The following is a 21,169-nucleotide window of genomic DNA, read 5'->3' as shown; positions in this document are numbered from 1 at the left end:
ATATGATGACCACAAACGACGAGCTGGACAAATTCAGGCAAGCCAGGGCGCTGGCGTTCAAACTCGGGCTGGTTGTTCGCCATGCCGATGATCCGGAGGGCCCCAAACGTTACACGCTGGTTCGCCAGGCCGTGGAAACGGAGTACGCGACCATCGATGAGGTGCTGGCGGAACTCAAACGGATCAAGTGACAGGTTGGTGGCGCTCCGGCCGCTAACGCCGCTAACGGCGGATCCGAATGTCCACATCGGCCCCCACCGCCGGATCGGTGGAGCAAACGGTTCCCGAGTTAACGGTCCATTAACCATAACCGAGGCACCTTCGCCTCCGGGCCGGTATGAATTTGCTGCGGGAGCGTCAAATTCCGGCCGAAACGGACGTAAAGCGATGGATCGCGACATCGCGCCGGAAAAAACTCCGGCGACCATCCACGAACTGCAGGCCCGCGTGGCCGCCGCCTTCGGCAGTCATCCGCTGTGCCGAGAGGTGCGGTTCGACGTCGTCAGCACGCCGAAGACCCGCAGCGGCGCCAACTGGACCGTCAGCATGAGCGCGATTCCGCCCGACGCGATCTGGGAAGCATCAGAACTCGTCGCCGACATTCAGAGCGCCTACATCCTGGCGGCCTGACGCCGGATCCGCCAAGCGCGAGCGTTGGCGAAAAGGATCACGCGGCTGCTCAACGTTTTAGGGCATGGTAGGACGCAGCCAAATTGCTTCGCTGATACGATCAAGCCTTCAGGGCCTGACGTGAAACCCCGTCTTGCGCAGGCAAGCCTTAATTCGTATCGATTTGTGAGGACAATCTGCGGCCGTTCGTCAGCTGACCCGGAGATCTTTTTTGACACGGACGATGACGGTTCTGGCGCTTGCGTGCTGCATCGTCACCGGGGTGACGCTGGCGGGGGTCTTCGGACGCGGCAACGTTCTGATGGTCCGGTTTTCCGCAGCGCCACCTCCGCCTGTCGAAGCCGAACCGGCCGACGTCCAACCGGTCGCCAACCGCGCGCGAAAGACCGACCGGCTTCAGGTTGCAACACAGACGCAGACCGCAGCTCGCGATGCCGGCGAGGATTCGGCATTGCCCGAACCGCCCGCGCAGGAGGTCACGACGGACGTTCCCGTCGATGCCGAGATTTTGCCGCCGGCCGCACCGATCGACGGCCCGCCGCTGCCGCGTCCGCGGCCCAGGCTTGCCAACCAGCTTGTTCAGAAAAATTATTCGCTGCTCAGCGACATGCAGATCGCCGCGCTGAAAGAGCGGCTGGAATTGACGGCAGCGCAACAGCCCTACTGGCCGGCCGTGGAAAGCGCGTTGCGCGACGTGGCCCGAAAAATCCATGAGCGGCGGACGGCGCCGGGACGGCAGGCCGCTTTCGCTCCCGCCGATATCGAGCAGATCAAGGCTGCGGCCCAACCGCTGCTGTCGACGCTGCGCGAGGAGCAAAAGCGCCAGGCGCGCGCGCTCGCTCGCATCATCGGACTGGAGGCGGTGGCTTCGCTGATCTAGAGCCTTGTTTCTAATGAAATCAGAGCGAGGCTTCGTGATTTTGTTTGACGCGTTTTATGGACGCGAACCGGTATCCATCCTCGGGGTCAAGCCCGAGAACACGCTTCACTCGAAACGTAACAGAGCGTTTCTCGCTCGAGAAAACAGGTCTTGTTTGAACGAGATCAGCAATCCGTCGTGCCCTTCGGGAGTGGTGCCCCTGGCCGGAATCGAACCAGCACTCCTTGCGGAACTCGATTTTGAGTCGAGCGCGTCTACCAGTTCCGCCACAGGGGCATTCGCGAGCCGTGCCCTCAACGGCGCGCCTTGCGAAGCGGGCGGACTATAGCGGGCGTTCACTTCCGGTCAACCCGGCGTGCGCGTCGCTCAGACCGCGGACGGCCGAAGCACCGCGGTATAACGACCATCCGCTCGACAGAGCAGGGGCGCGAAGTTACGACGTTTTGAGCGGGATGAGCAAAAGTGTATAGCGGTTTTCTCCCGCATCCCGCTCGAGAATATATTGGAATAGATTACGTTCATGATTGTGGATCCAAAAAATCAGGTGATCCAGAGCAAACGAAGCAGCCAGCCGGAGTCCGCAACAATGAATCCCGACGCAGCCGCGACATCCTCCTCTGCGGCTCGCGGAAAGAAAACCGCATTCGCTGCGTCGCTGGCGGTGGCCATTATCGCGGGGGCAACGATCGCGGGAGCATGGTTCTTCCAGCTCGTGCTGGACATCCTGCCGTGCCCGCTATGCCTCGAGCAGCGCTATGCCTACTATCTTGCGATTCCCCTCAGCGTGTTCGTGGCGTTTATCGCAGCAAAAGGCGCACCGCGCTGCCTGATCATGCCGGGGCTGATCGTCCTCGCGCTGGTCGCGCTTGGCAATGCCGGACTCGGCGCCTATCACGCCGGCGTCGAATGGGGCTACTGGCCGGGACCGACCGATTGTACCGGAGCAGTGCTTGATCTTGGCAATGCGGGCCTGCTCGACAACCTCGACAGGGTCAAAATCGTGCGCTGCGACGAAGTGCAGTGGCGCTTCCTCGGGCTGTCGCTCGCCGGCTACAACGCACTGATATCGCTGTTGATGGCAGCGCTCGCCAGTTGGGGCGTCGCAGCGCTGGCAGGTAAGGTCAGATAATCTTTAGGACGGGCCTTTCGGCGTTCCGAGCGAACCATGTCCTCGAGTTTGACCGGGGGATGCATACCGGTTCGCATCAAGAAAACGCGTCAAACAAAATCAGGGAGTCGCTTCTGATCCCGTCGGAAGCGAAATGGCTCCAGCGGCGCTGACGGAACGGCAGACCCCGGCGATGTCTGCGGTCGAGCGACCAGCCGACACCGCCGGATTCGCGTGATCAGTTCGGCTTGGCCGCCTTGGCCTTGCATTCAGAGCGGAATTTCTTGCGCTCCTTGCCGTGCAAGCCTTTGGCATCGGCTTCCTTCGAGCATTCGAGCGAGGCCGCGGTGTGGGGCTTTTGGGCTTTCTTGGCGGCAGGGGCCATCGCTGAGCCCGGCGCGGACGTGGCGGGCGCGGTTGTTTGCGCGAAAGCCGTTCCGCCTAGCAGCAGCGACGCAGCGACGATCGCGATGAAACGGGAAGACATGGTCATGGGAGTCCTCGGGTTGGTGAGGACGCTATCCTCGCGGAACCCGGCTGAACGGTGAATGAATGACGCCGGCGTGATCCGAAACATGCAGCCACATTTTTTTGATCGCGGATTGAGGCGCACCGTTGGAACGATTGCCGGCCGCGTCCGAATATTGGGAATACGCATGATCTTTTCGCCAAACCGCTCACACTTCGGCGGATCATGCGCTAGGATATCGGTCCCACCTTGATGTCCCGGGAGGACAGATCATGACAAGTCATTTGAAGTTGCTCGGCGCGCTGACCGCGTCCGGCCTGCTTGCGCTCTCGGCGTTGCCCGCGAGTGCGCTGACCGCGCAGGAATGCAGCGCTAAATATCAGGCCGCGAAATCCGCCGGCACGCTCAACGGCCAGAAGTGGAACGACTTCCGCAAGGCCGAGTGCGGAGCAGGAGCCACAGCCGAAACTGCCACAACGCCTGCTGCGGCTCCGGCGGCGGCACCTGCGACCAGGTCTGCACCCGCCCCGAAGACTGCGGCGGCGCCAGCCGCGCCGGCCGGCAACGCGGTCTTCCCGTCGGCGGTGTCGCCGAAGTATGCCAACGAGTCTGCTGGCAAGGCGCGTGAACACACCTGCCTCGATCAATACAGAACCAACAAGACCAACAATGCCAACGGCGGATTGAAGTGGATCATGAAAGGCGGCGGCTACTACAGCGAATGCAACAAGCGGCTGAAGGGCGCCTGAGATAGAAATGCTCGAGTCGCGAGGCGGGATCAGCATTCCTTTGAGCAGGCGCCGGATGCTCGGCGCCCTCGGCCTCGGGGCGGCAATGGCCGGTGTGGCGCGCGCGCCGGCGCTTGCCGATGTGTCCGATGAAATTCTGACCGAAGCCGCCGTATTGCGCGATCCGGAGATTCCACCGGCGGGCAATGCGCACGGCGACGTCACCATCGTCGAGTTTTTCGATTACAATTGTCCGTATTGCCGCAAGCTCGCTCCGGAGCTTGCGCAGGTGGTTTACGACGACGGCAAAGTCCGGATGATCTTCAAGGACTGGCCGATCCTCGGGCCCGTCTCGGTCTATGCGTCGCGTCTGGCGCTGGCGTCGAAATACCAGGGCAAGTTCGCCGCCGCGCACGAGGCGCTGATGGGCACCAGTTCACGGTTGACGGAGCCGCGCATTCGCGAGTTGCTGAGTGGTGCAAGGATCGACGTCGATCGCGCGCTGAAGGACATGGCCGCCAATGCCGCCACGATCGATGCCATCCTGAAGCGCAACAATGCTCAGGCGACGGCTTTCGGATTCAACGGGACGCCGGCGTTCATCATCGGAAAATTCCGCGTTCCCGGCGCATTGACCATGGCCCAGTTCGATCAGGCCATCGCGGACGCGCGCAAGGCGGCCCGTCGCGACAAAGAGTGACGTGGCGTCAGCTCAGTCCGGCAGACGGCTGCGGCGGCCACGGCCGATCCGGCCGATAGAATACCGCTATTTTCAGGCTCTCGGCGATGCGCTCGGCCTTTTCCATGAAAGCGGCGCGGATCGGTTCCTCGCATAGTTCGCGGCAGGTCTCGTCGAACAGCGAGAGCCACTGGGCGAACAGCTCCGGCCTCAGGCCGGGTATTACCATGTGCTTCATCATGGGATTGCCCTTGTAGCGGCCGGTGGTCAGCATTACCGACGACCAGAACGCGTACATCTTTTCCAGATGATGGGGCCAGTTGTCCCTGATCTTGTTTTCGAAGATCGGTCCCAGCTCCGGATCGGCGCGTACCTTCGTATAGAAGGTGTCGACCAGCCGGACGATGCCGTCCTCCGACACGTGATCCATTCTTTGCGGCGCGCTGTTCATGCGAGAAAAGCCATAACGATGACCCCGGCCACAGTCCAGATCAACGAATTGACCAACATCCGGACCAGATTGGAATAATCCCCCGGGTTGTTTCCGTGAATTCCGAGGACGTTGCAGACAATGGTTCCCGGCAGCAGAAAAGGTTTCGCGATGCTATCGCTGATCGTGGCGTGACCTGAGCTCATGGAGCCCTCCGTTTAAAAGGATGGCACCGCTATACATCCGCGATTGCCTAAAAGCAATATTTAAAATATAGCTTTTACGTGACTGCCTGCGGGAGACATGCATGCGCCTCACCACCTATTCGGACTACGCATTGCGGGTGCTGATGTACCTCGCGCTGAAATCCGACGGCCTATCGACCATCGCCGCGATTGCCGAAAGCTACGATATTTCCGAGGCTCATCTGATGAAGGTGGTCCATCAGCTAGGCGTTGCCGGATACATCGAGACGGTGCGCGGCCGGGGCGGCGGGGTGCGCCTCGCCAGGCCAATGGAGGCGATCAGCCTTGCCGAGGTCATTCGCACCACCGAGCCTGACATGGCGATCGTGGCGTGCCTGAAGCCGATTAACGCGTCTTGCACGATCAACCCGAGTTGCGTGCTCAAGCGCGCGCTGCAACGGGCGCAGGATGCGTTCATGGAGGTGCTTGAAGGATATACGCTCGCCGACCTCGTGGCGCCCCGCGCGCGTCTTGCGGGTCTGCTCGGCATTTCGCCGGGCGCGCCACCCCAATAAGGGCTCGCTCGGTGCGATTGGGTTTCGTCGCGACGTTTTATTGGAAACGCGGCTTCTTCAGCATCCGGTCGCGGTCGATCGACGCCACCACCACGTCGAAGATGTCTCCCTCGCGATAGAGCGTCAGCGGCACGTCGACGCCCGCGGGACCGAGCGCCCATAGTTTCCGGTAGAACTGCGCCGGATCGGACACCTTCTCTCCGTTCACCGCGAGGATCACGTCACCGGTGCGCAGTTCCGCGCGGGCCGCCGGTCCCTTCGGCGCAATTCCGACCGCGACAACCCTGTCTTCGATCTCGGTAGCGTAGATGCCGAGCCAGGGGCGGGCCGGCTTGTTGACCCGCCCGAATTTCCGCAGGTCGTCGAGCGCGGGCTTCAGCAGATCGATCGGCACGTTCATGTTGAGATGTTCCGTCTGGCCGCCGTTCTCGCGTTCGAGTTGCAGCGAGCCCATGCCAATCAGTTGACCCGCGGCCGAGATCACGCCGGCCCCGCCCCAGTTGGGATGGGCCGGGTGTGTGAAGATGGCGTCGTCGATCAGGTATTCCCAGTAGCCGGCGAATTCCTGCTTGGCGGCGATGCGGCCGGCGAGCGAGCGGCTCCGGCCGCCGACACCGCCCACCACGACCCTGTCGTTCACTTTGGCCGCGGCGGATGAACCGAGCGGCAGCGGTTCGAGATCAAGCCGGCCGAGTGCTTGCAAAAGACCGAAGCCGCTCTCGCGGTCGATGCCGACCACGTCGGCCTGCACGACGCGGCCGTCGGCGAGATGAAGCCACACGCTGTCCGCCTCGGTGATGAGGTATCCGATGGTCAGAACGAGGCCGTCGTCGATGACGACGCCATTGCCCGCGCGCTCCTCGCCGAGGGTATGTGCGGTGAAGGCGTCGGCCGGAATGATCGAATGCAGTCCGACCACTGCGGACAATGCGCGGTCCAGATCGAATTCATAGTCGTCCTGACGCGGCTGCGCGGAGGGCGGCACCTTCCATTCGGTCAACGAGGCCATGCGCGTTCTCCGTTCGAGACGAATACGGCGGCGGTCTGTGCTGGACAGACGTCACGGCGTGACGATCCTAGACCTCAAACGTTCGCGATGAAAGGGGCGGGAATCCGGCGCCACATGGCGCGCCGACCTCCTCGTTCGCAGCACAGGTTCTATGGATCGAGCTCGGTGTCCCAATAGAGATAGTCCAGCCAGCTATCGTGCAGATAGTTCGGCGGAAACAGCCTGCCGTTACGATGCAACTGATGCACGGTGGGCGCGAACGGCGTCTGACGGGGGAACATGCCCACCTGCTGCGGCGTCAGATTTCCCTTGCGCAGATTGCATGGCGAGCAGGCGGCGACGACGTTCTCCCAGGTGGTCTGGCCGCCTTTGCTGCGCGGGATGATATGGTCGAAGGTGAGATCCTCGCTGGCCGTGCAGTACTGGCACATGAACCTGTCGCGCAGGAACACGTTGAAGCGGGTGAAGGCGGGATGGGTCGACGGCTTGACGAAGGATTTCAGCGACACCACGCTCGGAAGCTGAATTTCGAACGAAGGGCTGCGCACCGCGCGGTCGTAATGTTCGACGATGTTGACGCGGTCGAGGAACACCGCCTTGATCGCGTCCTGCCACGACCAGAGAGACAGCGGATAGTAACTCAGCGGCCGGAAGTCCGCGTTCAGGACCAGCACCGGCCAGCCGCCTTGCGAGACATGCGCGTTCAAGCAGCGCCTCCAGAGCATTTTCCGGCAAAGTGACCGCCGGTTTGCCGCCGAATGCATCCAATTATGACTTGCGCGCGACTCTGATCGCAAAACCGGCGTCTTCTACGACCTGCGCCCGAACTCCCCTGGCACGCCGCGCTTTGAGGCGGCTTGCGCCGGCATACTACAAGTAGCGTGATACAATTGTGAAGGGCACAATCACGCTTTTCGGCGGGCGACCGGGCGACCTTGCAGGCTGGTCAGACCATTCGCCGTCACAACGAGGCCCCGCTGTTTTCGGAGCGACGCATGTCCTCGGGCTTGACCGGAGGATGATACCGGCTCGTGTCAAGAAAACCCTTTAAACAAAATAGAGCCTTTTCGCTTCTGATTCCATCGGGCGCGAAAAGGCTCTAAACCGCCTCAAGCTGACCGTCTCCGACTGACCTCGTCCGGACCTGACGAATGGTTGTTGATTTCCGTTTCATTGAAGCGCCGCAGCGGCTCCGCGCCTTCGTGCGCGCGCATGAAACGAGCCTTATCCTGCTTGCAGCAGTGATTGGAACCATTGGCGGACTGGTGGTTGCCGGAATGGGTGCTGCCGTTCTCAAGATGCATGAATGGCTGTTCGCCATTCCGGCCGGAGAGCATCTGTCCAGCCAGGAGACAATCGATCCGCTGCGCGCCGTGCTGGTGCCGGGCATCGGGGGATTGCTGCTTGGCGGCGCCTTCATGCTGCTGCTGCGCTGGCGGCCGGCGCGCGAGGTCGACCCGATCGAGGCCAACGCGCTGCATGGCGGACGGATGTCGTTTCGCGGCAGCATCATCGTTGCTTTGCAGACGATCTGGTCGAGCGGCGTCGGCGCATCGGTCGGCCTTGAGGCCGGCTATACTCAGCTTGCGAGTGGCCTCGGCGCCTCGATCGGGCGCGGCTTCCATCTGCGCCGCGCCGACCAGCGCATCATGGTTGGCTGCGGCGCGGCGGCGGCGATCGCGGGGGCGTTCGGCGCGCCGCTGGCCGGCGCGTTCTATGCGTTCGAATTGGTGATCGGCGGCTACACGCCTGCCAGTCTGACCCCGGTCGGAGTCGCGGCCGTCATCGGCTATCTCGTCGCCCACAACTTCCTGCCGCTGTCGCTCGGCGTCAGTGTCGGGCCTTTCGGCGTGATCTTCAGCCACGATCTGGCCATCGCCGCGCTGATCGGCATGTTCGCGGCGCTGATCGGCATCGGCATCATGCGCGGCGTCGCATTGTGCGAGGCGGCGCTGACCGGCCTCGGGATCGGACCGCCGGCGCGGCTGGCGATCGGCGGGCTCTGCGTCGGATTGCTGGCGCTGGTGACGCCCCAGGTGATGTCATCCGGGCACGGCGCGCTGTTCTATTCCGGCATCGTGATCATGCCGCTGAAGATGGCCGCGATCGTGTTCGTCTTGAAATCTCTGGCATCGATTATTTCGCTCGGCAGCGGCTTTCGCGGGGGACTGTTCTTTGCGACGCTGTTTCTCGGCGCGCTGGGCGGCCGACTGTTCGCCGCCGGATTCGATGTGGCGTGGCCAGGTCTCAATCTCGATCCGGACATTTACGCGGTGATCGGAATGAGCGCGCTCTCGGCGTCGGTGATCGGCGGCCCATTGACGATGTCGTTCATCGCCCTGGAATCCACCGGAAATCTCTGGTTGACCTCGGCTGTTCTGATCGCGGTCATCATCTCGACGCTGATCACCCGGGAATTGTTCGGCTATTCGTTTGCGACATGGCGCATGCATCTGCGCGGCGAAACGATACGGAGCGCTGCCGACGTCGGATGGATCCGTGATCTCACTGTAAAGAGCATGATGCGGCACGAGACCGTGACCGTCGCTTCGAGCATGCCGATCGAGGAATTCCGCGAGAAATTTCCCCTCGGCTCGAGAACCCAGGTGATCGCGGTGGACGCGGAAGGCCGTTATGCCGGGCTGGCGCCGGTCGCCGAGGCGCATACTCCGGAAGCCGGCGAAATCACTCATATCGAGAGCATCCTGCATTACAAGGATGTGGTTCTGCACCCCGCGATGAACATCCAGCAGGCGATCGCCGTGTTCGACGCAGCGGAAGCTGAAACGCTCGCGGTGGTCGAGATCGACGACGACAAGCGGCCGATTGGGATCCTCACCGAAGCGCACGCCATGCGCCGCTATGCCGAGGAATCCGAGCGCCGCCGCCGCGAGGTTGTGGGTGACATCTGAGGCCAGTACCGGCGGATGAGCGGCTACGATATAAGGCGTCATTCTGATCGGCCGCCACGTTGTGCGCCGGTTCATGCTCGAGAGCCGCCTGATGACCGACGACGAGATCGCGAGCCGCAAACCCGAAAATCTCCGCTTTCGTTGGCTGATGATGGGATGTCTCATCCTGTTGTTGCTGGCGGCGCTGCCGCTGGCGGTGTGGCTGGATCTCAGCAATCTCGGTGAGACCGGGCTGCGCCGGCAGGCCGCCGACCTCAATTCGGTCATCTCGAGCGTGCGGGCCTATTATGGCAGCAACGTCGTCGGACGCGTGCTGGCGGCGCACGGGACGGCGACCGAGGTCGTCCACAATTATGAGGATATTCCCGGGGCGATCCCGATCCCCGCGACGCTGTCGCTCGAACTCGGCAAGGTGATCAGCGAGCAGCAGCAGAACATCACCTATCGCTTCGTCTCGGACTATCCGTTCAAGAACCGTGCGCCGCATCCGCTCGACGCCTTCGAGAAGCAGGCCCTGCGGTCTCTTCGCGCCAATCCCAATCAGAAAATTGTTCAGACCAGCCGATCGCTGTTCAGCGACGACGTCCGTCTGGTCGTACCGATCATGATGGGAGCCGCCTGCGTGAGCTGTCACAACTCCCATCCCGAAAGTCAGAAACGGAACTGGAAGGTCGGCGACGTTCGCGGCATTCAGGAGGTCGAGATCGTCCAGCCGATCGCCGCCAACCTGTTCTCGTTCAAGTTCCTGCTGGCCTATTTCGCGCTGGCCGCGATCAGCGGCCTATCGTTTCTGGCGGTGCAGCGCCGTCAGGCCCGTCAGATCTCGGGCATGAATCGCGAACTGGAATCGGCCAACGAGTTCCTCGCCAGTCTCTCCATGAAGATTTCACGCTACATCTCGCCGCAGATCTACAAGAGTATCTTCAGCGGGCAGCGCGACGTCTCGATCCACACCGAGCGCAAGAAGCTGACGATATTCTTCTCGGACATTCAGAATTTCACCGCCACCACGGAACGGCTGCAGCCCGAACAGATCACCCAGCTCCTGAACGAATATTTCACGGAGATGTCGGCGATCGCGCAGCAATACGGCGGCACCATCGACAAGTTTATCGGCGACGCCATGCTGATCTTCTTCGGCGATCCCGAAACGAAAGGCGAAAGGGCCGACGCGCAGGCCTGTGTCCACATGGCCTGGGACATGCAGCGCCGTCTGGTTGAACTGAATGCGAAATGGCGCGCCGCCGGCATCGAGCAACCCTTCCGCGCCCGTATCGGCATCAATTCCGGCTACTGCAACGTGGGCAATTTCGGCAGCACCGACCGCATGGACTATACGATCATCGGGGCCGAGGCCAATCTCGCCGCGCGGCTGCAATCGGTCGCCGAACCCGGCGGCATCGTGCTGAGCTTCGAGACCTTTGCGCTGGTGCGCGACGTCGTCGAGGCCAATCCGCTGCCGCCGATCACGATGAAGGGCATCAGCCGGGACGTGGTGCCTTATTCGGTCGCGCGGGTGCTCGATGCATCCGCCGCGAAGGATGGCGTCGTGATCGAACGCATGGCGGGGCTGGACATCTTCCTCGATCCGGCCATGGTCGATGCGCGGGATACGGATCGCGTGCGATCGGTGCTCAGCGGCGCCCTCGCCGCGCTCGATCAGCGCCTGCCGCGCGCGGCGACGTGACGTGGCCCTTGGTTCAAATGTGACCCTGGGCAGCGGGTTGATCCTTCGTGATCCAGATCACAGATGCGGGAAGCGACTTCTGGGAAAGTCCCCTCATGGCGCATGCGAGCCAACCCGGTTCGCGGGCCGACAGATGAGGAGAACAGACATGACCCGGATTTCCGATTTCGAAGGCAACGACCTGCGCGCGCTGAACGACGTGGAGCTGGAGCAGGTTTCCGGCGGCATCTATAATGACGGCGGCTGCATCCGTCTTCCGACCATGGGCCCGGCCCAGCCCCCGGCTCCGCCGTGGACCTTCAAGGACGTGTTCGCAAAGCACACAATCGGCTGAGCTGGAGCGTTTTCGAGCGAAGCATGTCCTCGGGCTTGACCCTGAGGATGGGATATCGGTTCGCGAAGAAACGCCTCAAACCCAACTCATAGAGCCCGCTTCCAGTTCCATCGGAAGTGAACGAGGCTCCAGGCGAACCCCACATCCGAAGGGCTGACGCTCCGGCGCCGGCCCTTCTTGTTTTGGCCGGCATTTATCCGCGACGCGCGCAACGGAGCATCGATCATGTCCGCCTCCGCACTGTGTGAGCCGTATCACGGCGCTTCACGTCTCATCGGGCAAAACTGGTCGCGGCGGCGATGGATGAGCCAGACGCCGCGTCAACCGCGAGGAGAACTATCATGAGCGAACACGAAACCGGCAGCGCGATCCACGTCCTGTCGGCAAATGAACTCGATCTCGTATCGGGTGGTGCCGAAGCCCATATCGGGCCGGTGAGCATCTACACATTCGAGAAGGGTTTCAGCGTCCAGGTCGGCAACGCCGGCATCTGGGTCGGTCCGGCCGGTGTTTCCTGGTGGGCCGGAAGCTCGGGCGGTCATACCTGATCAAACATAAGCTGCCGGCTCCGGGTGCGAAGCCGTGCTGTTTTACAAGAATCCGCCGGCTCGTCCGGCGGGTTTTTCCTGCGATATCCTTGCTCGCGCGAATTATCTTGGCCTCACTGGCAAAGCTTGGCGAGCGCCTGGCTGAGTTCGTGAATGGCGTAAGGTTTCCGGAGGATCGGGAATTCGTTTTGACCGCAAGCGAGCGCCTCGCTGTAGCCTGTTGTCAGCAATATGGGCAGATCAGGACGCCTGGCGCGAAGAGCCTTGGCAAGGCCGAGGCCGTCCATCTTCCCGGGCATCACGATATCGCTGAAAACCAGGTCGATGCCCTCGCTCTCGATCTCCTTCAGCGCGGTCTCGGCATTGCTGGTGATGCGAACGCGATAACCGAGCTCTTCGAGCAAGCCGGCACTCGCAGTTGCAACATCCGGATTGTCTTCGACGAGGAGGATGGTGTCGCTGGCGTCATCGAGCCGGCCGTGGCAGCGGTTCTCGACGCTCAAGGTCCGAGCGCGCGGAAGATAGATCGTCACCACGGTGCCGCGGCCGAGTTCGCTTTCGATGTCGATGCGGCCACCCGCCTGATGAGCGAAGCCGTGGACTTGCGACAGCCCGAGGCCGGTGCCCTTGCCCACGGGCTTGGTTGTGAAGAACGGATCGAACACTTTCGCCAGAATGTCGTTGGGAATGCCCTGGCCGGTATCCTCGACCGAAATCGCAACGGCGTGGCCTGTTTCGGGGTCGCACACGTTTTGCGCCTTGACGATGACCCGCCCACCCTCGGCCATGGCATCGCGCGCGTTGATAACGAGGTTGAGCAGAGCTGTTTCGAATTCGGTCGTATCGACCGTAACCGGCCACACCTCGCCGGGCATGTCCACGTCCAGGGCAATCGTGCTGCCGAGGCCGCTCCTGAGAACGTCGGCGATCGAACGGATGCGGGCAGGAATATCGGTCGGCAAAGGGTTGAGGCTTTGGCGGCGGGAGAACGTCAAAAGCTGCCGCGTCAGAGCGGCTCCACGCTGCATTGCCGTCTCGATGGCCTGAACGGCGCGTTGCGCCTTCGGGTCGCCTTCCACGCGCGTTTTCAGCGTCTGGATGTTTCCGCTCACGATCATCAGGAGATTGTTGAAGTCGTGTGCGACGCCGCCGGTGAGTTGGCCGAGCGCATCCATCTTCTGCGATTCCGCGAGTTGCCGCTGCACGCGCTCCAGCGTCTGCTGCGCCTCGCGCCGTTCGGTGATGTCGCGCGTGATCTTGGCGAAGCCGATAAGGCGTCCGGTATCGTCGCGAATTGCATCGATGACGACGCTCGCCCAGAAGAAAGATCCGTCCTTGCGGACCCGCCAGCCTTCCTCGTCGTAGTGGCCTGTGGTGCTGGCAATGCGTAGCGCGCGGGCAGGCCGTCCGGCCGCACGGTCCGCTTCAGTATAGAATCGCGAGAAATGCTGACCGATGATTTCATCGGGGCGATAACCCTTGATGCGTTCGCCGCCGATGTTCCAGTTGGTGACGATGCCTTCCGGGTTGAGCATGAATAACGCGTAGTCGCTTACGCCGCCGACGAGAAGGCGAAACTGATTTTCGCTTTCGGCCAGCGCGCTCTCGGCCTTGTTGCGCTGCGTGATGTCGCGGGTGATTTTCGCAAAACCGATGAGGTCGCCATGTTGGTAAATGGCGTCGATGACGACCGATGCCAGAAACTTTGTGCCGTCCTTCCGGACCAGCCAGCCTTCGGTGTCGAACTTGCCTGTTTTTCTCGCCGTTTCGAGCGCTTTCGCTGGAACGCCGGCATCCCGCTCCTCGGGGGTATAGAGCTTGCTGAAATGCCGGCCGACGGCCTCTTCGACCTTGTAGCCCGTGATGCGCTCGGCCCCCGCGTTCCAGTTGGCAATAGTCCCGCCGGGATCGAGCATGTAGATCGCGTAGTCGATTACGCCTTCTACCAGAAGTCGGAACCCGCGCTCGCTTTCCAACAACGGTCCTGTGTTGTTGGCGCCTTTTGTCGTGTCTAGCATTTGAACCCCGGGGTCCTCAGGAAACATAACCGTCTTCCGGTCGTTAGGTTCCCGGCCGCAGGGAGGTATCATACGTTGATATGTCCTGAAGCGAATTCGTTTACCTTGTTCCTGTGATGACGCCCTCGCGGCTCTTGATGACCTTGTAGTAGGCCCACCATAGATGCGCCGCTGCACCGCGCAGGGGTCGCCACGGTTCTGCGAGCGGAACCATCTGTTTCGGGGTGGGTCGCGCCGTCAGGCCGAGGCCGATCCTGATCGCCTCCTGAAGCGCGACGTCGCCGGCGGGCCAGGCATCGCCGTGGCCGAGGCAGAACAGCAAATAGACGTCCGCGGTCCAGGGCCCGATGCCGCGATGCCGCACCAGCGTGGCATGGGCGGAGTCGGCATCCTCCTCGGCCAGCACGTCGAGGTTGAGGCGCCCCGCCGCGATCTCGCCGGCGAGCAGTTTCAGTGTGGCGATCTTCGCCGCCGACAGCCCCAGCCGGCCGAGACAGTCGGTGCGCGCTTTACGGATCGCATCGTGATGGAACGGCGCGAAGGCCGCGCTGAGCCGACCCCAGATCGCGCCGGCGCTTGCGATGGACAGTTGCTGGCCGCAGACGATCGCGGCGAGACCTTCGAAGCCCGGCTCGCGCCGCCGCAGCACGGGAAGGCCGGCGCGGTCCAGGACGGGCACCAGCCGCGGATCCTGCTTCACCAGCGCATGGATGGCGTCATCGAGGTCGGATTGGGTTTTCAGGTGGACGGTCATGGTTCGTCTCACCTTTGTGTCATGGCCGGGCGTGTCCGGCCATCCACCTTTTGCAACATCTCTGCGCATGGATCATTGTGGATGCTCTGCACCGTGTGAAGGCGGACGGTCGGAACACGCCGGCCATGACGAATACTCGTTGAGCGAAGCAAGAACCGATGCCGCCACCACCCGTGTTCCGTTTTGCGCCGTCACCGAACGGCTTTCTGCATCTCGGGCACGCCTGTTCGGCGCTGCTGAATTTCGATGCCGCGCAACGGGTGGAGGGACGGTTTCTGTTGCGGATCGAGGACATCGACCCGACCCGCTGCCGTTCCGAATTCGAAGCGGCGATTTACGAAGACCTCGGCTGGCTCGGGATAACTTGGGAGACGCCGGTTCGGCGGCAATCGGACCATCTTGCCGACTATCGGGCGGCGCTCGACCGGCTGGCCGCGCTCGGGTTGCTCTATCCGAGTTTCGAGAGCCGCGCCGAGATTGCGTGCCTGGTGAAGGCGCGCGAGGCGGAGGGGATCTGGCCGCGCGATCCCGACGGCGCGCCGCTCTATCCTGGCGCGGCAAAGTCGCTTTCCGCCGGCGAACAGGAACGCCGGCGGCGAACCGGCGCGCCGTTCGCCCTGCGGCTGGACATGGACACCGCGTGCCGACTTGCCGGCGATATCACCTGGACCGAGCGCGGCTCCGGTCCCAATGGGGAGACCGGCGAGATCGTTGCATCGCCAAAAGTCTGGGGCGACGTCATTCTCGCGCGCAAGGATACGCCGACCAGCTATCATTTGTCGGTAGCGATCGACGACGCCCTGCAGGGTATCACCGACGTGGTGCGCGGGCGCGACCTGTTCCAGTCCACCGCCGTGCACCGCCTGCTGCAAACAATCCTCGACCTGCCACAGCCGGTCTATCGCCATCATGATCTGATCCGCGACAACGCGGGGAAGAAACTGTCCAAATCGTCCGGGGCAACCGGCTTGCGGGAATTGCGCGCCGGCGGCATGACGCCCGAGGGCGTCAGGGGACTGATCGGCCTGCTCTGAAATTGCCGCGATGCCGCAATACTTGCTTGGATTCAAAACGCCCGCCCGCGTGACTCCTGCGCCCGGGCCGTGGCATGCTGGCGTGGGCTGGGGGAGGACATCATGGCGCCGACATCGCGCGCGTCACGCAAGCTTAAGTCGCGCAAGCCTGAAAAACGGCCGGCAAAAACGCGCGGTTCGAAGAAGGTTTTGAGCCCGGCGAAGGCAAAGCAGCCGTCTGCGCAATCGTCGTCCCATGTCGTCGAAACCGCACTGGCGGCATTCGCACATGAGGTGCGCACGCCGCTCACCGGAATCCTCGCCGTGAGCGATCTGCTCGCCACCTCCGATCTCGGTGAGCGCGAACGGCGCTGGGTCGAGACCATCAAGGCCAGCGCCGATCATCTCGCCAGTCTCGCGACGCTGTTCGTCGATGCGGCGCGAAGCCGTCATTCCGCGCCGGGAGGGCGGCAGGACTTCTTCGACCTGCGCGCGCTGGCGCGCAATGCCGGCGATTCGCTCGCCGGCCGTGCCACCGCCAAGGGCTTGCGCTCGGCGGTCGAGATTTCCGACGACCTGCCGGCATTCGTGACCGGCGATCCGGTTCGCGTGCGCGCGGCGCTGGAGAATCTGATCGACAATGCCGTCAAGTTCACCGAGCAGGGCGATGTCATCCTCAAGGCCACGGTGTCGCAGCGTCCGAAGGGAAAAATCGGGGTGACCTTTGCAGTGTCCGATAGCGGCATCGGTCTGTCACTCGCCGAGATCAAACGGTTGTTCCGCCCCTTCTCGCAGGCCAACGTCTCGATTGCGTCGCGTTTCGGCGGCGCCGGTCTCGGGCTCTCCTCGGTGAAGCAACTGGCCCGCGCGATGGGCGGAGACGTAACAGTGACGCAACGGCGTGGCGGCGGCACCACGTTCACGTTCACGGTGTTGCTGACGCCGGCAGAGGCGCCGGCGGCGGTCCAGTCCGGCGATGATCCCGATACGGCATCGGCCTCTTCGGACGGACTGCGGATTCTCGGCGTGGAGGACAATCCGTTCGGTCGCGTGGTGCTCAACGCAATTCTTACCGAACTCGGTCATCAGGCCGAATTCGTGGGACGAGGCGAGGATGCCGTCGGGCGCATCGCACAAGGGGGTTTCGATGCGGTGCTGATGGACATGGTGCTGCCCGGCATCAGCGGGATCGAATCGATCAGGCGCATCCGGGCCCTTGACGCGCCGCCGGGGCGCGTCGCCATCATCGGCGTCTCGGGCAGGAGCGACGACGAGGCGGCATCGCGCGCGGCCGGTGGCGACGCGTTTCTGGTCAAACCGGTTTCTCCGCGGGCTCTAGCGACTGCGCTGCTTGAAGCGAAACGCCGCGCGGTAGCCGCGACTTGATGATCGCCGCGTTCAATTCGCCGCCGAACACGAAGATCGCGGCGATGAAGTAGAGAAACACCAGCGCGATGACGACCGAGGCCAGGCCCGCATACATTGTCACGTAGTTGTTGGCGAAACGCGCCAGATAGAGGCCGAAGCCGACGCCCGAAACCAGCGAAGCCAGCATGGTGAAGATGATGCCGGGAATGATCTGAAGGAAGGACCGCCGGCCCGCCGGCAGCCACGCGTGCAGGATCACGAGCGCGATGAACATCGCAAGCACGGTGATGCCGTAGCGGGCGATGTTGAGCAGGGTTTCGTTCGATTCGACGATCAACGGGATGTAGCGCTTCGCGGTGGCGATGATCAGCGGGCCGAGAACGATCAGGAACGCCATCGCAAGGGTGGTCACGGCAGCCACCAGCGTATAGCCGATCGATTCCAGTCGCAGCCAGTACCAGCGGCGCTGCTCGATCACCGCGTAGGCGCGGTTGAGCGCCACTCTCAGGCTTTCGACGCCGTTCGACGCGAAATAGACCGCGAGTACGGCGCCCACCGTCAACGCGTCGCCCCGCGTGGTCGTCAGCACGTCATGGATTTCGCCGGACAATGCATTTGCGACCTGATCCGGCCAGATCTGGAGCATCAGCTCCGCCGCCTGGTCGGCAAGCCCCTTCGACCCCAAGAAGCCCGCCAGCGACGTCAGGACGATCAGAAACGGAAACAGCGCCATCAGCGCGGACAGCGCGATATGGCTTGCGATCGCCCAGCCGTCGTCGGCAAGGAACGTGTAGAAGGCGTCCATTCCGACCCTGTAGGCGTAGCGGATTCGTCTCACGTTTCACCTGGTCAAGGTCGGACGGCGCTTCGTCGACACCGGTTACTGTCTGATATCAATACATAAAAGGCCAGATCGTTGCGCCGGGGCCGAATTCTTCGCGAGGCATGGCGTAGCCGCGGTGGTGGTGTTATGTATACGGCATGACGGTATTTCTGAGCATGGTTTTGGTGCCGGTAGCGGTGGCTTCGGTCGCCGCCGTATTGCTGATGGGCTTGATCAACATGATGCGCGGCGGCAGTCCCAACCGCTCGCAGAAACTGATGCGGATGCGGGTTTTCCTGCAGTTCGTTGCGATCGTCATCACCATGGTGACGATCTGGATGATGGGACAGTGACGGATTGATAGCCCGCACGGGCAGGACTGATGGTCGTTCTCAACCGCATCTACACCCGTACCGGCGACGACGGCACCACCGCGCTCGGCACCGGTGAGCGCCGCCCGAAATACGATCTCCGCGTCGGCGCCTACGGAACCGTCGACGAGACCAACGCTGCCATCGGCGTGGTCCGGCTTCATCTTTCCGGTGCGCCCGATCTGGACGGGATGCTGGGCCGCATCCAGAACGATCTCTTCGACCTGGGTGCCGACCTTGCAGTGCCCCAGCGCGAGGGCAAGGCGGAACGGCTGCGCGTGGTGTCCAGCCAGGTGGTCCGTCTGGAGAATGACATCGACCACCTCAATGCCGGCCTGACCGAACTGACGTCGTTCGTGCTGCCGGGAGGGACGCCCGCCGCCGCATATCTGCATCTGGCGCGAACCATTTGCCGTCGCGCCGAACGCATGATGGTGGAACTCGCCTCACAGCCCCGCGAGCCGGTCAACGATGCCGCGGTCCAATACATGAATCGGTTGTCGGATTTTCTGTTCGTGGCCAGCCGGTTCATGAATGACAAGGGCGCGCGCGACGTGCTCTGGGTGCCGGGTCAAAACAGATAACGTATTGTCGTGACGCGAGACGGATCGATCCTCCAATCGAGAACGTGTTTCGCGCGAAAACGTTACAGGGACTGCGATTTTTGGCCTTCCTGCGTTGACCGCCGGAAACGGGACCTTTAGGTTCCGCGCCGAAGCTCACATTTCCGGAGCATGATCCGATCAAGTTGCATCGGCCCATGCTCCAGAAATATTGTCTGGTCGCATTTTCTCGCGGCGAACCGGTATCCACTTCGCCGGAAAATGCTCTAGTTGATCCAGCCAAAGCTCGGTTCGAGAGAGGGTCGATGAAGATTCTGGTGCCGGTCAAGCGGGTTGTCGATTTCAACGTGCAGATCCGGGTCAAAAGCGACGGGTCCGGCGTCGACACAGCCAAAGCCAAGATGTCGATAAATCCGTTCGACGAAATCGCGATCGAGGAAGCCCTGCGCCTTCAAGAAGCCGGCAAGGCGAGCGAGGTCGTGCTGGTGTCGATCGGGCCCGCGCAAGCCGCGGAAACGATCCGCACCGGTCTCTCCATGGGTGCCGACCGCGGCATCCTGGTCAGGTCCGAGGCGCCGGTCGAGCCGCTGGCGGTTGCGAAGATTCTCAGGGCCGTTGTCGAAGAGGAAGGCCCGGGTCTGATCATTCTCGGCAAGCAGGCGATCGATGATGATTCAAACCAGACCGGCCAGATGCTGGCCGGGCTGCTTGGATGGGCGCAGGCGACCTTCGCATCGAAGCTTGAAGTCGACGGAGCCTATTTCAAAGTGACGCGCGAAGTCGACGGCGGTCTGCAGACGGTCCGCATCAAAGCGCCGGCGATCGTGACGACGGACTTGCGGCTCAACGAGCCGCGCTATGCCAGCCTTCCAAACATCATGAAGGCGAAGAAGAAGCCGATCGTGGAGAGGGCCGCCGAACTGTACGGCGTCGATCTCGCGCCGCGCCTCGAAGTCCTCAGGACGACCGAGCCTCCGGGCCGCAAGGCGGGCGTCAAGGTCAAGGACGTTGCCGAACTGGTGTCCAGGCTCAGGAACGAAGCCGGGGTGATCTGATGACCACGCTGCTGATTGCCGAACACGACCAGGCTTCGCTGAAGGACGTGACCAACAAGGCGCTGACCGCGGCCGCCCAGCTTGGCGCGCCGGTCGACGTGCTCGTGGCCGGTGAAAACGCCAGGGGCGCCGCCGAGGCGGCCGCGAAACTGAAGGGCGTCGCGAAAGTGCTGCTCGCGGACGACCCGGCCTACGCCCACGATCTCGCCGAGCCGCTCGCCGCGCTGATCCGCTCGCTGGCGCCGGGCTACGATGCGTTCGTCGCGCCGGCGACGTCACGCTTCAAGAACGTGATGCCGCGCGTCGCGGCGCTGCTCGACGTGATGCAGATCTCGGAGATCATCAAGGTCGTCGCGCCCGATACGTTCGAGCGGCCGATCTATGCCGGCAATGCGATCCAGACGGTCAGGTCCAGGGACGCCAAGAAAGTCATCACGGTTCGGAGTTCGACTTTCGCCGCGACCGGCGAAGGCGGTAGCGCTCCGGTGGAGGCCGTCGCCGGGGTCGCAGATCCAGGTCTTTCGACTTTCGTCGGCGAACGCGTCGCCAGGAACAATCGCCCGGAGCTGGCGTCCGCCAGAATCATTGTGTCCGGTGGCCGCGGCATGCGCAGCAGCGCCAACTTCGCCAAGTATATCGAACCGCTGGCGGACAAGCTCGGCGCCGGCGTCGGGGCGTCGCGTGCGGCGGTGGATTCCGGCTTCGCGCCGAACGATTGGCAGGTCGGACAGACCGGCAAGGTCGTGGCCCCGGAGCTTTACATCGCCATCGGTATTTCCGGAGCGATCCAGCATCTCGCCGGCATGAAGGACTCCAAGGTGATCGTCGCGATCAACAAGGATGCGGATGCTCCGATTTTCCAGGTTGCGGATTACGGCCTGGTGGCCGACTTGTATGAGGCGGTCCCCGAACTCACCGAACAACTGGGTAAGCTCGGCCGCTGACGATCCTAAAGAATACTCGGCGGAGGCAACGGACTTCGGCGGGTGTTTGTGCAAGAATGGGACGAACCGAAGTCTGCGCGGTTCAG

The 21,169-nt window shown here is 62.7% G+C and carries 24 protein-coding genes and 1 tRNA gene; 17 read left to right on the top strand and 8 right to left on the bottom strand.

The window, feature by feature from the left end; genetic code table 11:
* From ACS3WB_RS14715 to ACS3WB_RS14705, 3 genes are all read left to right on the top strand, one after another.
* Positions 1–191: hypothetical protein (locus ACS3WB_RS14715; RefSeq protein ID WP_438276237.1), on the top strand; the 191-nt coding region annotated here is incomplete at its 5' end.
* A gap of 196 nt (positions 192–387) precedes the next feature.
* Positions 388–630, top strand: coding sequence for a hypothetical protein (locus tag ACS3WB_RS14710; RefSeq protein WP_438276236.1), 243 nt, complete (start codon positions 388–390; stop codon positions 628–630).
* A gap of 211 nt (positions 631–841) precedes the next feature.
* Entirely contained in the window at positions 842–1,510 is a 669-nt protein-coding gene (locus ACS3WB_RS14705; RefSeq protein ID WP_438276235.1) for a hypothetical protein, read from the top strand.
* Positions 1,511–1,701: 191 nt separating this feature from the next.
* Here ACS3WB_RS14705 and ACS3WB_RS14700 read toward each other — a convergent pair.
* Positions 1,702–1,786, bottom strand: a tRNA-Leu gene (locus tag ACS3WB_RS14700).
* A gap of 310 nt (positions 1,787–2,096) precedes the next feature.
* Here ACS3WB_RS14700 and ACS3WB_RS14695 point away from each other — a divergent pair.
* The gene (locus ACS3WB_RS14695; RefSeq protein WP_438276234.1) at positions 2,097–2,639 is read left to right on the top strand and encodes a disulfide bond formation protein B; all 543 of its coding nucleotides are present in this window, start codon (positions 2,097–2,099) and stop codon (positions 2,637–2,639) included.
* A 217-nt stretch (positions 2,640–2,856) separates the two neighbouring features.
* On the opposite strand, the gene ACS3WB_RS14690 is transcribed toward ACS3WB_RS14695, so the two are convergent.
* A complete protein-coding gene (locus tag ACS3WB_RS14690) occupies positions 2,857–3,111 on the bottom strand; it encodes a PsiF family protein (RefSeq protein WP_438276233.1) in 255 nt (84 codons plus the stop codon).
* Positions 3,112–3,359: 248 nt separating this feature from the next.
* Between ACS3WB_RS14690 and ACS3WB_RS14685 the strand changes: the two genes are divergently transcribed.
* Positions 3,360–3,836 (top strand): hypothetical protein, encoded by a 477-nt coding sequence (locus tag ACS3WB_RS14685; protein ID WP_438276232.1) that lies wholly within the window; start codon positions 3,360–3,362, stop codon positions 3,834–3,836.
* Between the two features lie 7 nt (positions 3,837–3,843).
* Entirely contained in the window at positions 3,844–4,515 is a 672-nt protein-coding gene (locus ACS3WB_RS14680; RefSeq protein ID WP_438276231.1) for a DsbA family protein, read from the top strand.
* 7 nt (positions 4,516–4,522) lie between these two features.
* Here ACS3WB_RS14680 and ACS3WB_RS14675 read toward each other — a convergent pair whose 3' ends face one another.
* A complete protein-coding gene (locus ACS3WB_RS14675) occupies positions 4,523–4,924 on the bottom strand; it encodes a group III truncated hemoglobin (protein WP_438276230.1) in 402 nt (133 codons plus the stop codon).
* A 307-nt stretch (positions 4,925–5,231) separates the two neighbouring features.
* Here ACS3WB_RS14675 and ACS3WB_RS14670 point away from each other — a divergent pair, with 307 nt between their 5' ends.
* A complete protein-coding gene (locus ACS3WB_RS14670) occupies positions 5,232–5,684 on the top strand; it encodes an RrF2 family transcriptional regulator (protein WP_438276229.1) in 453 nt (150 codons plus the stop codon).
* Between the two features lie 37 nt (positions 5,685–5,721).
* Here ACS3WB_RS14670 and ACS3WB_RS14665 read toward each other — a convergent pair whose 3' ends face one another.
* Together ACS3WB_RS14665 and ACS3WB_RS14660 are read right to left on the bottom strand one after the other, a co-directional pair.
* Positions 5,722–6,693, bottom strand: coding sequence for a S1C family serine protease (locus tag ACS3WB_RS14665; protein ID WP_438276228.1), 972 nt, complete (start codon positions 6,691–6,693; stop codon positions 5,722–5,724).
* A gap of 149 nt (positions 6,694–6,842) precedes the next feature.
* A complete protein-coding gene (locus ACS3WB_RS14660) occupies positions 6,843–7,400 on the bottom strand; it encodes an HNH endonuclease (RefSeq protein ID WP_438276227.1) in 558 nt (185 codons plus the stop codon).
* Positions 7,401–7,844: 444 nt separating this feature from the next.
* Here ACS3WB_RS14660 and ACS3WB_RS14655 point away from each other — a divergent pair, with 444 nt between their 5' ends.
* The 4 genes from ACS3WB_RS14655 to ACS3WB_RS14640 all read left to right on the top strand — a co-directional run bounded on the left by ACS3WB_RS14655 (position 7,845) and on the right by ACS3WB_RS14640 (position 12,174).
* The gene (locus tag ACS3WB_RS14655; protein WP_438276226.1) at positions 7,845–9,605 is read left to right on the top strand and encodes a chloride channel protein; all 1,761 of its coding nucleotides are present in this window, start codon (positions 7,845–7,847) and stop codon (positions 9,603–9,605) included.
* Positions 9,606–9,753: 148 nt separating this feature from the next.
* Positions 9,754–11,292, top strand: coding sequence for an adenylate/guanylate cyclase domain-containing protein (locus tag ACS3WB_RS14650; RefSeq protein ID WP_438276240.1), 1,539 nt, complete (start codon positions 9,754–9,756; stop codon positions 11,290–11,292).
* A gap of 148 nt (positions 11,293–11,440) precedes the next feature.
* Positions 11,441–11,626: a hypothetical protein gene (locus ACS3WB_RS14645; RefSeq protein ID WP_438276225.1), complete on the top strand. Its 186-nt coding sequence runs from the start codon at positions 11,441–11,443 to the stop codon at positions 11,624–11,626.
* A gap of 341 nt (positions 11,627–11,967) precedes the next feature.
* Positions 11,968–12,174: a hypothetical protein gene (locus ACS3WB_RS14640; RefSeq protein WP_438276224.1), complete on the top strand. Its 207-nt coding sequence runs from the start codon at positions 11,968–11,970 to the stop codon at positions 12,172–12,174.
* Between the two features lie 113 nt (positions 12,175–12,287).
* Here the strand turns inward: ACS3WB_RS14640 and ACS3WB_RS14635 are convergent, their stop codons facing one another.
* Positions 12,288–14,192, bottom strand: a complete 1,905-nt coding sequence (locus tag ACS3WB_RS14635; RefSeq protein WP_438276223.1) for a PAS domain S-box protein — start codon at positions 14,190–14,192, stop codon at positions 12,288–12,290.
* Positions 14,193–14,292: 100 nt separating this feature from the next.
* Complete coding sequence (locus ACS3WB_RS14630; RefSeq protein ID WP_438276222.1) at positions 14,293–14,946, bottom strand: DNA-3-methyladenine glycosylase family protein; 654 nt, start codon at positions 14,944–14,946, stop codon at positions 14,293–14,295.
* Positions 14,947–15,104: 158 nt separating this feature from the next.
* Between ACS3WB_RS14630 and gluQRS the strand changes: the two genes are divergently transcribed.
* Entirely contained in the window at positions 15,105–15,980 is an 876-nt protein-coding gene (gluQRS, locus tag ACS3WB_RS14625; RefSeq protein ID WP_438276221.1) for a tRNA glutamyl-Q(34) synthetase GluQRS, read from the top strand.
* A 102-nt stretch (positions 15,981–16,082) separates the two neighbouring features.
* Positions 16,083–17,345 (top strand): ATP-binding protein, encoded by a 1,263-nt coding sequence (locus tag ACS3WB_RS14620; RefSeq protein WP_438276220.1) that lies wholly within the window; start codon positions 16,083–16,085, stop codon positions 17,343–17,345.
* Here ACS3WB_RS14620 and ACS3WB_RS14615 read toward each other — a convergent pair.
* Entirely contained in the window at positions 17,272–18,132 is an 861-nt protein-coding gene (locus tag ACS3WB_RS14615) for a YihY/virulence factor BrkB family protein (RefSeq protein WP_438276239.1), read from the bottom strand. The two genes, ACS3WB_RS14620 and ACS3WB_RS14615, sit on opposite strands and share 74 nt — an antisense overlap.
* Before the next feature lie 176 nt (positions 18,133–18,308).
* Between ACS3WB_RS14615 and ACS3WB_RS14610 the strand changes: the two genes are divergently transcribed.
* The 4 genes from ACS3WB_RS14610 to ACS3WB_RS14595 all read left to right on the top strand — a co-directional run bounded on the left by ACS3WB_RS14610 (position 18,309) and on the right by ACS3WB_RS14595 (position 21,083).
* Positions 18,309–18,503, top strand: coding sequence for a twin transmembrane helix small protein (locus ACS3WB_RS14610; RefSeq protein WP_438276219.1), 195 nt, complete (start codon positions 18,309–18,311; stop codon positions 18,501–18,503).
* Positions 18,504–18,532: 29 nt separating this feature from the next.
* Complete coding sequence (locus tag ACS3WB_RS14605) at positions 18,533–19,105, top strand: cob(I)yrinic acid a,c-diamide adenosyltransferase (RefSeq protein ID WP_438276218.1); 573 nt, start codon at positions 18,533–18,535, stop codon at positions 19,103–19,105.
* Positions 19,106–19,389: 284 nt separating this feature from the next.
* On the top strand, positions 19,390–20,139 hold the full coding sequence (locus tag ACS3WB_RS14600) for an electron transfer flavoprotein subunit beta/FixA family protein (RefSeq protein ID WP_438276217.1): 750 nt from the start codon (positions 19,390–19,392) through the stop codon (positions 20,137–20,139).
* On the top strand, positions 20,139–21,083 hold the full coding sequence (locus ACS3WB_RS14595; protein ID WP_438276216.1) for an electron transfer flavoprotein subunit alpha/FixB family protein: 945 nt from the start codon (positions 20,139–20,141) through the stop codon (positions 21,081–21,083). The genes ACS3WB_RS14600 and ACS3WB_RS14595 overlap by 1 nt, the downstream gene beginning before the upstream one ends.
* The last annotated feature ends 86 nt before the right edge of the window (positions 21,084–21,169 follow it).

It is taken from the genome of Nitrobacter sp. (assembly GCF_051535215.1).
Taxonomy (GTDB): Bacteria; Pseudomonadota; Alphaproteobacteria; order Rhizobiales; family Xanthobacteraceae; genus Nitrobacter.
Note: the sequence above shows the minus strand (reverse complement) of the source record. Positions and strands in the feature narration are given on the sequence as shown.

Bases quoted from the DNA above. Each gene is read 5' to 3' on its own strand.
- ACS3WB_RS14710 (WP_438276236.1), top strand. From the start codon at position 388: ATGGATCGCGACATCGCGCCGGAAAAAACTCCGGCGACCATCCACGAA.
- ACS3WB_RS14695 (WP_438276234.1), top strand. From the start codon at position 2,097: ATGAATCCCGACGCAGCCGCGACATCCTCCTCTGCGGCTCGCGGAAAG.
- ACS3WB_RS14690 (WP_438276233.1), bottom strand. From the start codon at position 3,111: ATGACCATGTCTTCCCGTTTCATCGCGATCGTCGCTGCGTCGCTGCTG.
- ACS3WB_RS14685 (WP_438276232.1), top strand. From the start codon at position 3,360: ATGACAAGTCATTTGAAGTTGCTCGGCGCGCTGACCGCGTCCGGCCTG.
- ACS3WB_RS14680 (WP_438276231.1), top strand. From the start codon at position 3,844: ATGCTCGAGTCGCGAGGCGGGATCAGCATTCCTTTGAGCAGGCGCCGG.
- ACS3WB_RS14675 (WP_438276230.1), bottom strand. From the start codon at position 4,924: ATGGATCACGTGTCGGAGGACGGCATCGTCCGGCTGGTCGACACCTTC.
- ACS3WB_RS14670 (WP_438276229.1), top strand. From the start codon at position 5,232: ATGCGCCTCACCACCTATTCGGACTACGCATTGCGGGTGCTGATGTAC.
- ACS3WB_RS14665 (WP_438276228.1), bottom strand. From the start codon at position 6,693: ATGGCCTCGTTGACCGAATGGAAGGTGCCGCCCTCCGCGCAGCCGCGT.
- ACS3WB_RS14655 (WP_438276226.1), top strand. From the start codon at position 7,845: ATGGTTGTTGATTTCCGTTTCATTGAAGCGCCGCAGCGGCTCCGCGCC.
- ACS3WB_RS14650 (WP_438276240.1), top strand. From the start codon at position 9,754: ATGATGGGATGTCTCATCCTGTTGTTGCTGGCGGCGCTGCCGCTGGCG.
- ACS3WB_RS14645 (WP_438276225.1), top strand. From the start codon at position 11,441: ATGACCCGGATTTCCGATTTCGAAGGCAACGACCTGCGCGCGCTGAAC.
- ACS3WB_RS14640 (WP_438276224.1), top strand. From the start codon at position 11,968: ATGAGCGAACACGAAACCGGCAGCGCGATCCACGTCCTGTCGGCAAAT.
- ACS3WB_RS14635 (WP_438276223.1), bottom strand. From the start codon at position 14,192: ATGCTAGACACGACAAAAGGCGCCAACAACACAGGACCGTTGTTGGAA.
- ACS3WB_RS14630 (WP_438276222.1), bottom strand. From the start codon at position 14,946: ATGACCGTCCACCTGAAAACCCAATCCGACCTCGATGACGCCATCCAT.
- gluQRS (WP_438276221.1), top strand. From the start codon at position 15,105: ATGCCGCCACCACCCGTGTTCCGTTTTGCGCCGTCACCGAACGGCTTT.
- ACS3WB_RS14620 (WP_438276220.1), top strand. From the start codon at position 16,083: ATGGCGCCGACATCGCGCGCGTCACGCAAGCTTAAGTCGCGCAAGCCT.
- ACS3WB_RS14615 (WP_438276239.1), bottom strand. From the start codon at position 18,132: ATGGACGCCTTCTACACGTTCCTTGCCGACGACGGCTGGGCGATCGCA.
- ACS3WB_RS14610 (WP_438276219.1), top strand. From the start codon at position 18,309: ATGACGGTATTTCTGAGCATGGTTTTGGTGCCGGTAGCGGTGGCTTCG.
- ACS3WB_RS14605 (WP_438276218.1), top strand. From the start codon at position 18,533: ATGGTCGTTCTCAACCGCATCTACACCCGTACCGGCGACGACGGCACC.
- ACS3WB_RS14600 (WP_438276217.1), top strand. From the start codon at position 19,390: ATGAAGATTCTGGTGCCGGTCAAGCGGGTTGTCGATTTCAACGTGCAG.
- ACS3WB_RS14595 (WP_438276216.1), top strand. From the start codon at position 20,139: ATGACCACGCTGCTGATTGCCGAACACGACCAGGCTTCGCTGAAGGAC.